We start from the raw sequence: 14877 nt of genomic DNA on the forward strand, positions 1-14877 counted from the left end.
TATCCGCTCGGAGAGCGCTGGGGATCGGGGACTGATCGGTGACCGCGATCCGGCCGAGGGCCGGACGCCTGACCGCGGCGAGGACGCCGCAAGGAGGATGAGCATGACCCAGCTGGACACCACCACCGAGACCGCGGCGATGCGCAGTCGACGGATGCTGCTCGCCGGTTTCGGCGCCGCCGCCCTGGGCGGGGTCGCCGCGATCGGCGCCCCCGCCGCCGCCCAGGCCGCCGGACCCGTCGTGCCGCAGGAGTCGTCGGGCTCGAAGAACGTCGCGCACGGAGGCGTCGCCACCGCCCTCGCGACGCGCAAGGGCAAGGACGGCGACCTCGTGCGCACGAGCGGCTACGCGGCCCCCGGCGACGGCGGTGACGGGCTGTACCGCTTCGTGAAGAAGGACGCCCCCGCGGCCAACGGCGGCACGGTGCTCGCGGGGCCGAAGGGCGGCGCCTGGGTGCTCGTGCACGACGGCACGGTCGACTTCCGGAAGTTCGGCATCATGGACGCCTCCGCGCCCGCGGACGACGCGCTCGACGCGATGGTGGGCGACGCCCGGGTGCGGCGCGTGGAGGCGCACACCGACCTCAACTTCGTCCGCCGCCATAAGTTCTCCCGGTCCAACATCGCGTTCGACTTCGGGAATCACCTGATGACGACCGAGGGCATCGAGAACGCCGGGAAGGACGACCCCTTCGCGGCCGTCATGTTCTTCCGCGGCGAGGTGACCGACGCGGTGCAGGAGGCGAAGCTCGGCGAGGACGTGCCCGACCTCGCCGACATCTTCCCCGTCGCCGACTCGTCGTTCTTCGCGGTCGGGGAGTGGTACGCCGCCGAGGTCAACGCGCTGTCTGGTCGCTGGGAGCGCGAGCTGCAGCGGCTGGTCCAGGTGACCCAGATCGTCGACGGTCGGCACATCCGCGTGAACTACAAGAACGGCTGGCCGCTCGGCAAGGACCGCACGATGACCTGGCGGCACGTGAAGCCGGTGCAGGACGTGACGGTGTCGAACTTGAAGTTCCTCGGCAAGGGGACGGACGAGTACACGGGGTCGCACCCGCTGGCCTTCGAGTACGCGGTGCGCTGCGACGTGGACCACATCGACGGCACGGCGACCTTCTGGCCGCTGATCCAGCGCCGGTGGAACACGTACTTCACCACGGAGAGCTGCACGCTGAAGAACCCGACCTCCGTCACGTGGGGTGGAGCCGGCTACCTGACGCAGCAGATCTACTGCCTGTACGGGTATGTCGCCAACTGCCACACCGCCAACGCCCGGCACCTCAACGACTTCACCGCGAGCGCCTACTGCCTCGTGGAGAACTGCCACGGCGACGGCGACGACCAGGGTCCCTTCGTCACGCACGGCCAGTACGAGCACGACCTCACCTACACGGGCAACTCCGGTCTCATGACCTTCGCGAACTCCGGGGCGGCGTGGGGCTCGGCGGCCAAGCGCATCACCGTCCGCAAGCACGTGTGCTCGTGGTTCGTCGCGCGCGTGCGCATCACCGACCTGACGCTGGAGGACGTGCAGGTGATCGGCAAGCCCTCGCTCGCGGGCTCCGGGATGCTGTGGATCAACGCGGACGGCGCGCAGCTGCGCGGCTGCACCGCCTCGGACACGCTCATCATCACCCAGGCCTCCGACAACTCCGCCCGGCCGACCGTGATCGCCGACTCGCACTTCACGTTCGTCGCTCCCGGCGAGCTCACCAACGCGACGGTGACGACGCCGGTGACCTTCGTCGACACGGTGCTTGACCGCGTCGGTGGCATGAAGATCAACGGTCCGGGTGCGGTCACCTTCCGCGGCTCGACCCTCTCCGGCGCCGACGATGCCGCCCCCATCGCCTCGGCGACGGCGAAGCTGCGCGTCGAAGGCTCCACGCTCCGCAACGCCCGCATCGCGGCCGCCGGAAAGGACCGTCAGGTCGTCGAGATCGCGGGATCCGAGGTGTCGGCGAAGGGCGGGACGACGGTGTCGCGGTCGGGTGCGGGCGAGCTGCACCTGACCCTCTCCGACAGCACGTTCCGCGCCGAGGGGGCGACCACGCACGTCGCCGTGACGAGCGGAGCGACCCACTACCGCGCGGTCGGCAACCGGTTCGAGGGCGGCGCCCTGGAGCTCCGCGACGACGCGTTCGGGGCCGGGTCGACGCTGCTGCACACCGGCAACGTGGAGGCCGGCGTCACCCGCACGGCGTTCCCCGCCGAGGGCGACCGCGTCGTCGACACCGCCAACCTCGTCGTCGGCTGATCCCGCCGGGCACGACTTCGGAGCTGCGGCGCGACCCGCCGCCTCCTCGGCCCCGTCTACGGCGTGTCGCCGGGGGTCTCCGAAGTCGTGCCCGGGCGGTGCCGGGGGCTGTCCGGGTTCAGGAGCGAGTGCCGACGGCTGTAGGCGAAGTACACGACGAGTCCGATCACGAGCCAGACCCCGAACCGGAGCCACGTCTCGGGGTGGAGCTGCGAGATGAGGAAGAGCGAGAAGCCCACGCCGACGATCGGGACCACGGGCATGAACGGCAGCCGGAACGTCCGGGGCGCATCCGGCTTGGTGTAGCGGAACACGATCACGGCGATGCAGACGACGACGAAGGCGGCGAGGATGCCGATGTTCGTGAGGTCGGCGACGGCGCGGATGGGGAACACGCCCGCGAAGAACGCCGCGCCCAGCCCGGCGATCCAGGTGACCCGCTGCGGGACGCCGCGGCGGTCGACCCGCGCGAACCAGCCGGGGAGCAGTCCGTCGCGGCTCATGCTGAACCACACCCGGGTGGCGCCGAGCAGGAACGTGAGCATGACGGTGAGGATCGACACGACGGCGAACACCGAGATCACGGAAGCCACGACCGGGAGCCCCACACCCGTGAACGCCGAGGCGAAGCCCGCCTTCGGATCGATGTCCTGGTAGTTCTGCATGCCCGTGAGCACGAGCGTCGCGGCGACATAGAGCACCATGGCGATCACGAGGGACAGGATGATCGCCTTCGGCATGTGCCGACGCCCGTCCTTCGCCTCCTCGGCGGCCGTGCTCATCGCGTCGTAGCCGAACACCGCGAAGAACACCGTCGCGGCACCTGTGAAGACGGGGCCGAAGCCGTTCGGCAGGAAGGGGTCGTAGTTGGCGGGGTCGATGAAGAAGACGCCGAGGACGACGATGAACACCACGAGGAGGATCTTGATGGCCACGGCGACGAGTTCGAAGCGGCCGAACGTGCGGGTGCCGCGGCTCAGCAGGAACGTCACGAACAGGCAGATGAGGATGGCCGGGATGTTGACCACACCCCCTGGCTGGTCGGCGGTCTCCGTGATCGCGGTCGGCAGCTCCAGCCCGAATCCGGAGAGGAACGCGTCCAGATAGCCGGAGATGCCGATCGCGACGACGGCGACGATGGCGACGTACTCCAGGAGCAGGTCCCAGCCGATGAACCAGCCGACGAGCTCGCCGAGCGCGACGTAGCCGTAGCTGTAGGCGGAACCGGCCCGCGGGATCATGCCGGCGAACTCCGCGTACGACAGCGCGGCCGCTGCCGACGCGAGCCCGGCGATGAGGAAGGAGAGGACGACGGCGGGGCCCACGGCGGGAGTCGTCGCATCGCCGTGGGCGACGAGCCCGGCGAGCGAGAAGATCCCGACGCCGACGATGCCGCCCACGCCGATCGCGGTGAGCTGCCAGAGCCCGAGCGTCCGGAACAGACCGCTCCCGCCCGACTCCTCCGTCATGTCGCTGACGGGCTTGCGGCGCCACACGGACGTCGTGGAACGGGGTCGATCTGTCCGGGGCATCGTCGCCTTCTCTCGTCAGGAACGGGAGAACGTTACCTTCGCCGACGCGCCGTCACAAGACCGTGGATCCGGGGGCGGACGCGGTGCAGCAGCGGCATCTCCAGGTAGATCACGAGGGGGACGGCGATGGTGACGAGCACCAGCGTGCGCACGACGATCGGGAGTCCGGAAAGCGGCGCGGCGAGGACGAGGTTCAAGACCGTGAGGGTCGGGAAGACGGCGATCCAGATCATCAGCGCGAGCTGGTGCTGCGTGGGCGGGGGGACGGGGGTCGCTGTCGGGGCGGGTGCTGTGGACATTGCTGTGTTCCTTCTCTCTCGGGGGTCAGGCGCCGCGGTGGGTCGCGAGCTGGGCGGCGAGGTCGTCGTCGGTGAGGTCGGCGTTGAGAGCGATCGCGGCGGCGGAGCCCTGCCCGGCCGCGGTGATGAGCTGCGCGCGCGGATCGGCGACGTTCCCGGCGACGGAGACCCCTGGCACGCTCGTGCGCCCGCCGGCATCGTGCCGGACCCACCCGTTCTCGTCGGTCTCGCAGCCGAGAACGTGGAGGAGGGCGTCGTGAGCGCGCATCTCGGGGCGGACGAACACCGCGGCGCGCTCGACGTGCGTGCCGTCGCTCAGCTCCACGCTCTGGAGGCGGTCGGCCTCGACGATGAGGCGGGAGACCTCGCCCGGATGCACCCGGACGCCGCGCGCGTCGAGACGTTCCCGCTCGTCGTCCGTGAGCGGCCGGGTGTGGGGGAAGTAGACGACGTCGGCGGACCACTGGGCGATGAGGAGCGCGTGGGCGACCGACGCAGCCGTGCCGCCGATCACCCCGAGAGCGCGATCCCGCACCTCGTACCCGTGGCAGTACGGGCAGTGCAGCACATCGCGCCCCCAGCGCTCCCGCAGACGAGGGATGTCGGGGATCTCGTCGCGCAGGCCCGTGGTGACCAGCACCCGTCGGGCTTCCAGCCGTCGCCCGTCGTCGAGGGTGGCCGTGAAGCCCGGGGACAGCTCGGCGACGCGTCCGTCGATGATCGTGCCTCCGTAGCCCGCGACCTCGTCGCGACCGCTCGCGAGCAGCGCAGCGGGCGCGGCGCCGTCCCGGGAGAGGAAGCCGTGCAGGTGCGCCGCGGGGGCGTTGCGGGGCTCCCCCGCATCGACGATCGCGACCGTGCGTCGGGCGCGGAGCAGGACCAGGGCGGCGCTGAGGCCGGCGGCACCGCCGCCGACGATGAGCACATCGAATCTCTTCATGCCAGGAGAGTCGCCCCGGAGGTGCCGGGCCGGCAAACTTCTTTGCTGCTCCTGGGAAATGCGGCCAGACTGAGGACGTGCAAGGGGACGAGATCGACGCGACGCTCGACGGCGTGGGCCCGCGGTTGCGGTGGCTCCGGAAGCAGCGGGGGATGACGCTGACCGACCTGGCCGACGCCACGGGGATCTCCACGAGCACGCTCTCGCGGTTGGAGACCGGGCAACGCCGACCGAGCCTCGAGCTTCTCCTCCCGCTCGCCCGCGCCCACCGGGTGCCGTTGGACGACCTCGTCGGGGCGCCCGACGTCGGCGATCCGCGCGTGCGATTGAAGCCGCGCCGCGTGCACGGCCGGATCGTCGTGCCGCTGACCCCGCACGCCGGTCCGGTCCAGGCCTGGAAGATCCTCATCCCGGGGAGTCAGGTGAATCCGCGTCCCCGGGCGCACGAGGGGCGCGAATGGCTCTACGTGCTCAGCGGCACCATGCGGTTGATCCTCGGCACGCGCGATCTGCGCATGGCAGCCGGTGAGGTCGCCGAGTTCGACACGCACGTGCCGCACTGGTTCGGGAGCGCGGACGGGGAGCCCGCCGAGGTGCTCAGCCTGTTCGGCCGACAGGGCGAACGAGTCCACGCGGGCGAGTCGGGCGCGCAGCCCGAGGGGTGACGGCCGAGGCCCCCGCCTCGGGGGCGATCAGCGGACGAGCTCGGCGATCCAGTCGGTGGCGATGACCGCTTCCCGGCGCTGGAAGTCGCGGAGGGTCGTCATCCCGTCCGGCGCGGGAAGACGGCACTTCTCGAACCAGGCGCCGCCCGCGGCGGACAGGAGGGCGATGTGGTCCTCCGTGGTGGACCCGGCGAAGGCCGGGTGATCGAGCAGGGGGCCGACCTCGGCTGCGGCGTCCTCGACGCGGAGGTCGAGCAGGTAGAGGAGGGCGTCCTCCCACCCCGCGCCGCGGGCCGCCCACGGCCAGTCGAGCAGCCGTGCGCGGCCGGAGGCCTCGATGAGGATGTTGTCGGCCCGGAGGTCGGCGTGCAGGAGCCGATCGCCCGCGACCGCGGTGCCCACGCGTTCCGCCGCCGCGCGGAGGAGGTCGACGTTCTGCGCACACCACGGCGTGGTCGTCTCCAGGAGCCCGGCCTCCTCGAGCCGCCGCCAGGATCCGGAGTCGTCGTGCAGCTCGTCGGCGAGGCGGGGAAGCGTGCGCGGCGCCTCGGCGGTGGCCAGGGCGGCGATCGCATCCAGGATGTGCGCGGTGTCGGGCGCGGTGGCCGAGCGTTCCGGATGACGACCCTCGACGTCTTCGATGAGAAGCACCGCCCACCCGTCCGCGGTGAAGGCGTCGACGAGGTGCGCGGCGGGGAGGGAGCGGGGAATCGCGCCGAGCACCTCGGCCTCCCGCACGTAGAGCGCGAACGTGCCTTCCGCGGACTCCTGCACCGCCTTGACGAACAGCCGCCGTCCGTCGGCGAAGGTCAGCCGTGAGGCCAGTCCCGCGGAGAAGCCGCCGTCCTGCGACTGCGCCCGGGCCACCGGGGAACCGGCGAACTCCTCGATCCGGCCTCGGAGAGCGGGAGGGAGCTGGGTCCAGTCGAGGCGCGCCATCGCCCCAGCGTAGACGGCGCTCAGTACCCGGCCACGCCGACGAGCGCGGCGCTGCGCTGCCAGAGGGCCTCGGCGAGAGCGGGGTCGTGCACCTGCGGGTTCACGCGGGTGCTGAGGACGCGCTCGTCGTAGTAGCCGCCGGAGGCCCAGGTCTCGCCCGGCGTTCCCTCGAGGAACCAGCGCAGCGTCGCGCCGCCGCGGTCGCTGCCGATGAGGACGAGGCGGCGCAGCGGGGTGCGGTAGACGAGGCGCATGATGCTCGACGACTCGGCGGCGAAGTTCGTCGCCACGGTGCCGGGGTGGAAGGCCACCGCGCTGAGCCCCTGCGCATGGAACTTCTCGTGCAGGCTCTTCGCCATCAGGACGTTGGCGAGCTTGGCGTCGCCGTAGGCCTTGTTCGGGGAGTGCCGGCGGGTGTTGTCGAGATCGTCGACGTCGAGATGCCCGAAGAGGCGATGCGCGACGCTGGAGGTGTTCACGACCGCGCCGCGGGCGGCGAGCAGCTGCGGGAGCAGGAGGTTCGTCAGCAGGAACGGGGCGAGGTGGTTCACCTGCATCGTCTTCTCGTGCCCGTCGACCGTGGGGGTGCGGTCGCCGAAGATGCCGCCGGCGTTGTTGGCCAGCACGTCGATGCCCGCTGCACCCACGGCGTCCGCGAGCTGGGCGGCGAGCGCGCGCACGTCGTCCAGGCGCGCGAAGTCGGCGGTGAACCACTCCGCGCCGGTCTCGTCCGCGACGGCCCGCATCTTGTCGGGCGAACGGCCCACGAGGAGCAGGCGGTGCGGGGATCCGGCGAGCTGGCGGGCGGCGGCGGCTCCGATCCCGTCCGAGGCTCCGGTCAGGACGATGGTGCGCGCGGCCACGGCGCTCATTCGGCCGACGGCGTGATGCGACGGACGGCCCTGGTCACGTGCTCGGCGATCACGGCGCGCGCCTGCTCCGGATCGCCGGTCGCGATGGCGTCGACGATCTGCTGGTGGCTGCGCACGTGCTCCTCCTGCTCGGCGGGGTCGAGGGCGGAGTTGGCCGCCTGGATGAACCCGGCGATCCGGCCACGGAGCTGGGCGCTGAGCTCGTCGAGGAACCGGTGCTCGGCGAGGTCGGCGAGGGTCTCGTGGAAGAGGCGGTCCTGGCGCAGGACCTCGGCCACATCGCCCGGCGCCGCCGCCGCCATGGCCTGGATGATCGCTTCCAGCCGGGCCGCCGACTCGTCGTTCCACCGCTCCTGGACCCGGATCGCCATGAACTGCTCCAGCACGATCCGCAGGCTCGAGATCTCCTCCAGGTCCTGCGCGCTGAGCTGGGCGACGCGGGCGCCGCGGCGGGGCTCGCGGGTGATGAGGCGCTCCTCGGCGAGCCGGGTCAGGGCCTCGCGCACGGGGATGTGGCTGACGCCGAGACGGTCGGCGAGCTTGCGCTCCACGAGCCGCTCGCCGGGGGCGAGCTCTCCGGAGTGGATCGCCGCCCGCAGCTCGTCCGTGACCTGCTCGGCGATGTTCTGATCCGACACGCTGCGCATCCGGGGCCCTTCTCGATCTCGCGCGGCCCGGTGCTCGTCGAGCGGGGGCTCCTTCGCTCGGTCGATGCTATGGCATGAGCGGGGGACTGGACAGGAGCCGCGCGGTGCTAGATGCTATAGCAAAACCCGAAACCGATGACGAAGGAGTTGTCATGTCCGGCAGAGAGACCCTCGCGCAGGCGCGCGCCGCGGAGGATGCGGTGGGAGCCGCCGCGATGAAGAAGGCGATCTGGAGACTCGGTCCGTTCCTCGGCCTGCTCTACCTCGTCGCCTACATCGACCGGAACAACGCCGGCTTCGCGAAGCTCGAGATGACGGCCGCCCTCCAGATCACCGAGGCCGCCTTCGGCTTCGCGGCGGGCATCTTCTTCATCGGCTACCTGCTGTTCGAGGTGCCGAGCAACCTGCTCCTGGAGAAGTTCGGCGCCCGCAAGTGGATCGCCCGCATCATGATCTCGTGGGGCATCGTCGCGGCGCTGACCGCGTTCGTGCAGGACGCGACCCAGTTCGCGATCGCGCGCTTCATCCTCGGTATCGCGGAGGCCGGGTTCTTCCCCGGCGTGCTGCTCTACCTCACGCTGTGGTTCCCGCGGCAGTACCGCACGCAGGTGCTCGCCGTCTTCGTGCTCTCCAACCCGATCGCCAACGCGGTCGCCGCGCCGCTGTCCGGCTGGATGCTGGAGCTGCACGGGCTGTGGGGGCTCGAGGGCTGGCAGCTCGTCTTCCTGCTGCAGGGCGTCCCGGCCGTGCTCCTCGCGTTCGTCGTGTTCTTCTGGCTCCCCGACCGCCCCCAGGACGCGCGCTGGCTGACCCCCGCCGAGCAGCGCTGGATCACCGACACGCTCGCCGCCGAGACCCAGGCGACCGAGCAGCGGCACGGACGCCTGCGGCTGGGCGAGGTCTTCCGCAACGGCCGCCTCTGGACGCTCATCGTGCTCTTCTTCGGCGTCGTGTTCGGTGCCTACGGGCTGGGGATGTGGCTGCCGACGATCGTGAAGAGCATGGGCGACTTCTCGAACGCCACCACCGGCTGGCTCGTGGCGCCGCCGAACCTGTGCGCGGCCCTCGTGATGCTGCCGTGGGAGCGCGCCGCCCGGAAGCAGGGCAACATCCCGCTGCAGATCGGCATCACGCTCAGCATCACCGCCCTGTCGCTCATCGCGGCGGTCGCGGCGCAGGGCACGCCGGTGCTCGCGCTCGCCGCGCTGTGCGTCGGGATGTCGGCGCTCTTCTCGACCACCCCGCTGTTCTGGAGCCTGCCGCCCATGGTGCTCACCGGCACGGCGGCCGCGGCCGGCCTCGCCTTCATCAACTCGGTCGGCAACCTCGCCGGCTTCGCGGGACCCTACGCGATCGGCTGGATCAGCGAGACCACGGGGTCGGCGGTGTGGGGCCTGCTCCTCATCTCGGGGCTCACGCTGCTCGGAGCGACGATCGCCTTCGTGCTCAGCCGCCGCACGGACTTCACGACGGCGCCCGCGCTCGCCGTCGAAGCGTCCAGCGCCCGCCGGTGACCGGTTCGGGCCGGCGGTCGTGACGAGAACGTGACCCCGCCGGCCCGGTTCGCTCTAGACGCCGTTTGCCTTTTGCTACATGCTATAGCGCAACACCCTTACCCGAAGCACCACCCGACCTTGGAGGCACCCATGTCGCGTCGTCGTGTTCGGCTCGGCGGAGCAGCGATGCTGCTGACCGCCGCGCTCATCACCGCTGGTTGCAGCACCTCATCCACCCCCGACGGCCAGGCGCAGGACGGCGGCACCCTCACCGTCGCCGCCGCGCAGGGCATCCCGCAGCTCAATCCCGCCATCCGCACGTTCGCGTGGGAGGAGGTGCTGTTCCCGCTGCTGTGGAACGGCCTCACCAAGACCGACGAGTCCGGCGAGGTCGTCGGCGATCTCGCCGAGAGCTGGGAGGCGTCGGATGACCAGAAGACCTGGACCTTCACGCTCCGCGACGGCGTGACGTTCTCGAACGGCGAGGACTTCACCGCCGACGACGCGGTGGCCGCGTTCGACTACTACCTCGACCCGGACACGGCGACGCAGGAGAAGAACAAGATCTCGATGGTCACCGACGTCACCGCGCCGGACGAGAAGACCGTCGTGGTGACGCTGTCCGAGCCCATCGCGACCTTCCCCGCGGGCATCGTCTGGGTGAAGATGATCGACGTCGACGCACTCGACACCATCGACAAGGAGCCCATCGGCACCGGTCCGTACGTCGTGGACGCCTTCACTCCGGACGACAGCCTCACGCTCGTCCCCAACCCGGAGTACTTCGGCGAGGCTCCGGCGCTCGACGAGATCACGATCGTGAAGGCCGCCGAGTCCACCGCCGCCGTCACCGGTCTGCGTTCCGGCGACATCGACGTGCTGTGGTCCGTGCCACAGGGCGACGTGGCGGGTCTGGAGGGCGGCGACATCGCCCTGGTGAAGCCCGAGAACCCGAGCCAGTGGCCGTCGTGGGAGATCGACACGACGTCGCCGCCCTTCGACGACGTGCGCGCCCGGCAGGCCCTCGCGTACGCGACCGACCGCGAGGCCATCCTCGACGCCGCCTACTACGGCCAGGGCACGGTCTCGCCGACGAACAACGCGCTCGGCGAGGTGAACCCGTGGTTCGGCGGCGAGCTGACCGACTACTCCTACGACCTGGACAAGGCGAAGGAGCTGTTCGCCGAGGCCGGGGTGACCGAGGGCAGCACGCTCACCTGGTGGGGCGTGGCCGGACAGTACCCCGAGTGGAACACGAGTGGCGAGATCCTGCAGGCGAGCCTGAAGGAGATCGGCATCACGCTGACCATCGACAACAACGACATCGGCACCTGGGTCGACGCGTTCTACCCCGCGGGCAAGAGCTACCCCGGGTACATCGTGCCGAACTTCCAGTCCACCCCGCCCGAGCCGGCCTACTCGCTGAACTTCTACCTGGAGGGGCGGTGCGAGTGCAACTGGGTCGACCCCGACTTCCAGACGGCGTTCGCCGACGCCGTGGCCGAGCCGGACGAGACCGCCCGGGCCGCGAAGTGGGGCACCGTGCAGACCATCATCAACGAGCAGGTGCCGCTCATCGTGCCCCTGCAGTCGACGGTCGTCACCGCCACCAGCACGGCGGTCGACGGCGTGTGGGTCGAGGGCGGCGGACAGCTGCACCTCGAGGGCGCGCAGCTGAAGGGCTGACGTGGCCCTCTCCGTCCTCCGGCGGGTGGCGATCAGCATCGCGATGCTGATCGCCACCTCGCTCCTCGTCTTCGTCGTCCTCCGGCTGCTGCCGGGCGACCCCGTCATCACCCGCCTCGGCTCGACGCCGGGGGTGGATGCCGAGACCATCGCCCGGCTCCGGGAGGAGGCCGGCCTCGACGCCCCCGTCATCGAGCAGTACCTGCGCTGGATCGGCGGCGTCTTCACGGGCGACTTCGGTCAGTCCTACTTCAACCAGTACTCGGTGACGGAGCTCATCGCCCAGCGCCTGCCCGCGACGCTGGAGCTCACGCTCATCGGCGTGCTCCTGGCCGTGCTCATCGCCACCCCGGCCGCCGTGTTCGCCTCGCTGCGTCCGCTCGGCGTGGTCGACCGGGTGCTCACCGCGATCTCGACCGCGGGCATGGCCCTTCCGCAGTTCCTCATCGGCATCGTGCTCATCGTCGTGTTCGCCGTGCAGCTCAAGGTGCTGCCGGCCCGCGGCTACACGCCGTTCGCGGAGGACCCCGCCGAGAACCTCGTGCGCATGATCCTCCCCGGTCTCACCCTCGCCTTCGCGGCGGCGCCGCTGCTCATGCGGTTCCTCCGGGCCTCGATGGTCGAGGTGCTGGACGCCCCCTACATCCGCACCGCGAAGGGCAAGGGACAGTCGGCGAGTGGCGTCGTGCTCGGCCACGCGCTCCGCAACGCCCTGATCCCCGGGCTCACCATGCTCGGCCTGATCGTCGGCTACACCCTGGGCGGCGTGGTGATCGTGGAGTACGTGTTCGGCGTCCCCGGGCTCGGGTCGCTCGCGATCGACGCGGTCTTCAAGCGGGACTACGCGGTGCTGCAGTCGGTCGTGCTGCTGATCTCCGCGATGTTCATCCTCACCACGCTCATCGTCGACCTCCTCTACGGGGTGCTCGATCCGCGTCTTCGTGCAAGGAGCAGCCGTGGCTGACACCCTCACCCTCGCGCTGCGCTCCGCGCGTCCCCATCGCAGAATCGCGTTCGCGTCGCGGATTCCGGTGGCACTTCTTGCGCTGATCGTGCTGATCTGCGTGCTCGCCCCGCTCCTGGCCCCGTACGACCCCGCGGCGCAGTCGTCCGACCGGTTCGCCGGTCCCTCGGCGGCGCACCTCTTCGGGACCGACGAGCTGGGCCGCGACCTCTTCAGCCGCGTGCTCTACGGCGGCCAGCTCACCGTGTTCATCGCCGGGGGCGCGACGCTCGTGGCCATGGTCCTCGGCATCGCCTGGGGAATGGCGGCGGCGTTCGCCCGCGGCTGGGTCGACGAGATCCTCATGCGCCTCGCCGACACGGTCATGGCGATCCCGCAGATCCTCTTCGCGCTCGTCTTCATCTCCGCCTTCGGCGCCGACCCCGTCAAGCTCGCCGTCATCATCGGGGTGCTCCTCACGCCGACCACCGCGCGGCTCGTGCGGTCGTCGGTGCTCAGCGAACTGCAGGAGGACTACTTCACGGCCGCGGTGGCGTTCGGCTCGACCCGGCGCCGGCTACTCTTCGCCGAGGTGCTCCCGAACGCCAAGGGGCCGATCATCGTGCAGGCGGCCATCAACGCCGCCAACGCGATCCTCCTGGAGGCGTCGATGAGCTTCGTCGGGCTCGGCATCGCGCCGCCCGAGGCCACCTGGGGCACGCTCGTGCAGCAGGGCTACCAGAAGATGTACCAGTCCATCGGATACGTGCTGTTCCCCGCCCTGTTCATCTTCGTCACCATCTGGCTGCTCAACGTGCTCGCCGACCAGTTCGGCGGCGATCGGAAGGGGAGGGGCCGATGACCGACCTCATGCCCGTCCTGCAGGTGCAGGACCTCACCGTCTCCTATGGGGACGTCATGCCCGTCCAGGGCATCACGTTCGCGGTGCGGCCCGGGGAGCGCATCGGCCTCGTCGGCGAATCCGGCTCCGGCAAGTCGCTCACGGCGCTGTCGATCATGCGGCTGAACGACGGGGCGACCCTCGGCGGCAGCATCCGGCTGCGCGACCGTGAGCTGCTCACGCTGAGCCCGCGGGAGATGACCCGCGTGCGCGGCGGCGAGATCGCGATGGTCTACCAGGACCCGATGTCGTCGCTGAACCCGGTCCGCACGATCGGGCACCAGCTCGTCGAGGCGATCCGGCTGCACGACCGGGTCTCGGCGGCGGCCGCCCGCGCCAGGGCCGTCGAGCTGCTGACCGAGGTCGGGGTGCCGCTGCCCGAGGAGCGTCTGGGCCAGTACCCGCACGAGTTCTCCGGCGGGATGCGGCAGCGCGTCATGATCGCGATGGCCATGTCGTCCCGGCCCGCCGTGCTCATCGCGGACGAGCCGACCACGGCCCTCGACGTCACGACGCAGTCCCGGATCATCGACCTCCTCGACCGGCTCGCGGAGGACCACGGGACTGCGGTCGTGCTCATCACGCACGACCTCGGCGTCGCCGCCGGGTTCTGCGAGCGCATCCACGTGATGCGGCACGGGCGCGTGGTCGAGGAGGGCCCGGTCGACCGCATCTACGCCGCCCCGGAGCACCCGTACACGCAGGCGCTCCTCGGCGCGGTCGTCGACCTCACGGTGGACGTGCAGCAGCCCATCCGCACCGCCGCGGAGGTGCTCGAACGCGGGACGGAGCCGCTCGCCGAGGCCGGGTCGATCAGCGCGGTGGATCGGGCGCGGGAGTCCGGCGACGTCCTGGTGGACGTGCAGGGCGTGTCGAAGGTGTTCACGCTCGGCTCCGGACGCCGGGTGACCGCGGTCGACGACGTGTCGTTCCAGATCCGGCGCGGCGAGACGGTCGGGCTCGTCGGCGAGTCGGGCTCCGGCAAGTCGACCGTGTCGAAGGCCGTGCTCGCGCTCGGCGGCATCGACGGCGGGACGGTCGTCTTCGACGGGCAGCGTCCGCACGACCTCGGCGGCGAGGAGCTGCGGCGGCTGCGCAAGCGCATGCAGATGGTGTTCCAGGACCCGTTCTCGGCCCTGAACCGGCGGCAGACCGTCGCGCAGATCATCGAGGCGCCGCTGCGCGCTCACGGCATCGGCACCCGGGCCTCCCGCGCCGAGAAGGTGCGCGAGACCATGCACCGCGTGCGCCTGGACGAGGAGTTCGCGCACCGGCTGCCGCGCTCGATGTCCGGCGGACAGTGCCAGCGCGTCTCCATCGCCCGGTCGCTCGTGCTGGAGCCGGACTTCCTCGTGCTCGACGAATCGGTGTCGGCGCTCGACGTGTCGATCCAGGCGCAGGTGCTCAATCTGCTCCGGGAGCTGCAGGCCGAGCTCGGCCTCACCTACCTCTTCATCAGCCACGACCTGGCGGTGATCCGGTACATGTCCTCGACGGTCGCCGTGATGCAGCAGGGCCGCATCGTCGAGATCGGCGCGCGCGACGCGCTCTTCGCGAATCCGCAGCACGAGTACACGCGCGGGCTCATGGCGGCGATCCCCGTCGCCGACCCGGTCCTCGAGCGCCGACGGCGTGCGGAGGCCGCGGCGCTCTGGCAGACCCACGGCGGGCAGACGGGCGCGGTCCCCGCGACGACCGCC

Annotated in this window: 13 protein-coding genes; 7 read left to right on the top strand and 6 right to left on the bottom strand. The window is 70.9% G+C overall.

Translation table 11 applies throughout. The features are described from left to right. Positions 1-103: 103 nt before the first annotated feature. Complete coding sequence (locus D8M34_RS16395; RefSeq protein ID WP_126894532.1) at positions 104-2257, top strand: peptidase C14; 2154 nt, start codon at positions 104-106, stop codon at positions 2255-2257. Between the two features lie 56 nt (positions 2258-2313). Here D8M34_RS16395 and D8M34_RS16400 read toward each other — a convergent pair whose 3' ends face one another. Genes D8M34_RS16400 through D8M34_RS16410 form a run of 3 tightly spaced genes read right to left on the bottom strand, consistent with a single transcriptional unit; the run spans position 2314 to position 5028 of the window. Continuing rightward, complete coding sequence (locus tag D8M34_RS16400; RefSeq protein ID WP_126894533.1) at positions 2314-3789, bottom strand: APC family permease; 1476 nt, start codon at positions 3787-3789, stop codon at positions 2314-2316. Positions 3790-3821: 32 nt separating this feature from the next. After that, positions 3822-4088 carry a hypothetical protein gene (locus D8M34_RS16405; RefSeq protein ID WP_126894534.1) on the bottom strand — a complete coding sequence of 89 codons (267 nt, stop codon included), beginning with the start codon at positions 4086-4088 and terminating at the stop codon, positions 3822-3824. A 25-nt stretch (positions 4089-4113) separates the two neighbouring features. Then, positions 4114-5028, bottom strand: a complete 915-nt coding sequence (locus D8M34_RS16410; protein ID WP_029989520.1) for an NAD(P)/FAD-dependent oxidoreductase — start codon at positions 5026-5028, stop codon at positions 4114-4116. Positions 5029-5105: 77 nt separating this feature from the next. On the opposite strand from D8M34_RS16410, the gene D8M34_RS16415 reads away from it, so the two are divergent. After that, positions 5106-5693, top strand: a complete 588-nt coding sequence (locus D8M34_RS16415) for a helix-turn-helix domain-containing protein (RefSeq protein ID WP_025104143.1) — start codon at positions 5106-5108, stop codon at positions 5691-5693. 27 nt (positions 5694-5720) lie between these two features. On the opposite strand, the gene D8M34_RS16420 is transcribed toward D8M34_RS16415, so the two are convergent. Genes D8M34_RS16420 through D8M34_RS16430 form a run of 3 tightly spaced genes read right to left on the bottom strand, consistent with a single transcriptional unit; the run spans position 5721 to position 8151 of the window. Next, positions 5721-6632 carry a phosphotransferase gene (locus D8M34_RS16420; protein ID WP_126894535.1) on the bottom strand — a complete coding sequence of 304 codons (912 nt, stop codon included), beginning with the start codon at positions 6630-6632 and terminating at the stop codon, positions 5721-5723. Positions 6633-6652: 20 nt separating this feature from the next. Next, the gene (locus D8M34_RS16425) at positions 6653-7504 is read right to left on the bottom strand and encodes an SDR family NAD(P)-dependent oxidoreductase (RefSeq protein WP_126894536.1); all 852 of its coding nucleotides are present in this window, start codon (positions 7502-7504) and stop codon (positions 6653-6655) included. Further along, positions 7501-8151, bottom strand: a complete 651-nt coding sequence (locus D8M34_RS16430; protein ID WP_060922906.1) for a GntR family transcriptional regulator — start codon at positions 8149-8151, stop codon at positions 7501-7503. Before D8M34_RS16430 ends, D8M34_RS16425 begins: the two co-directional genes overlap by 4 nt. Before the next feature lie 152 nt (positions 8152-8303). Between D8M34_RS16430 and D8M34_RS16435 the strand changes: the two genes are divergently transcribed. From D8M34_RS16435 to D8M34_RS16455, 5 genes are all read left to right on the top strand, one after another. Further along, positions 8304-9665, top strand: coding sequence for an MFS transporter (locus D8M34_RS16435; protein WP_126894537.1), 1362 nt, complete (start codon positions 8304-8306; stop codon positions 9663-9665). Between the two features lie 132 nt (positions 9666-9797). Beyond that, complete coding sequence (locus D8M34_RS16440; RefSeq protein WP_081811588.1) at positions 9798-11333, top strand: ABC transporter substrate-binding protein; 1536 nt, start codon at positions 9798-9800, stop codon at positions 11331-11333. 1 nt (position 11334) lies between these two features. After that, positions 11335-12297 carry an ABC transporter permease gene (locus D8M34_RS16445; protein ID WP_126894538.1) on the top strand — a complete coding sequence of 321 codons (963 nt, stop codon included), beginning with the start codon at positions 11335-11337 and terminating at the stop codon, positions 12295-12297. Further along, on the top strand, positions 12290-13138 hold the full coding sequence (locus tag D8M34_RS16450) for an ABC transporter permease (protein WP_126894539.1): 849 nt from the start codon (positions 12290-12292) through the stop codon (positions 13136-13138). Before D8M34_RS16445 ends, D8M34_RS16450 begins: the two co-directional genes overlap by 8 nt. Next, on the top strand, positions 13135-14877 hold a 1743-nt coding region (locus D8M34_RS16455), incomplete at its 3' end, for a dipeptide ABC transporter ATP-binding protein (RefSeq protein ID WP_148113068.1). The genes D8M34_RS16450 and D8M34_RS16455, both read left to right, overlap by 4 nt.

Origin of the sequence: Microbacterium sp. HSID17254, from assembly GCF_003989315.1 — a bacterium.
Taxonomy (GTDB): Bacteria; Actinomycetota; Actinomycetes; order Actinomycetales; family Microbacteriaceae; genus Microbacterium.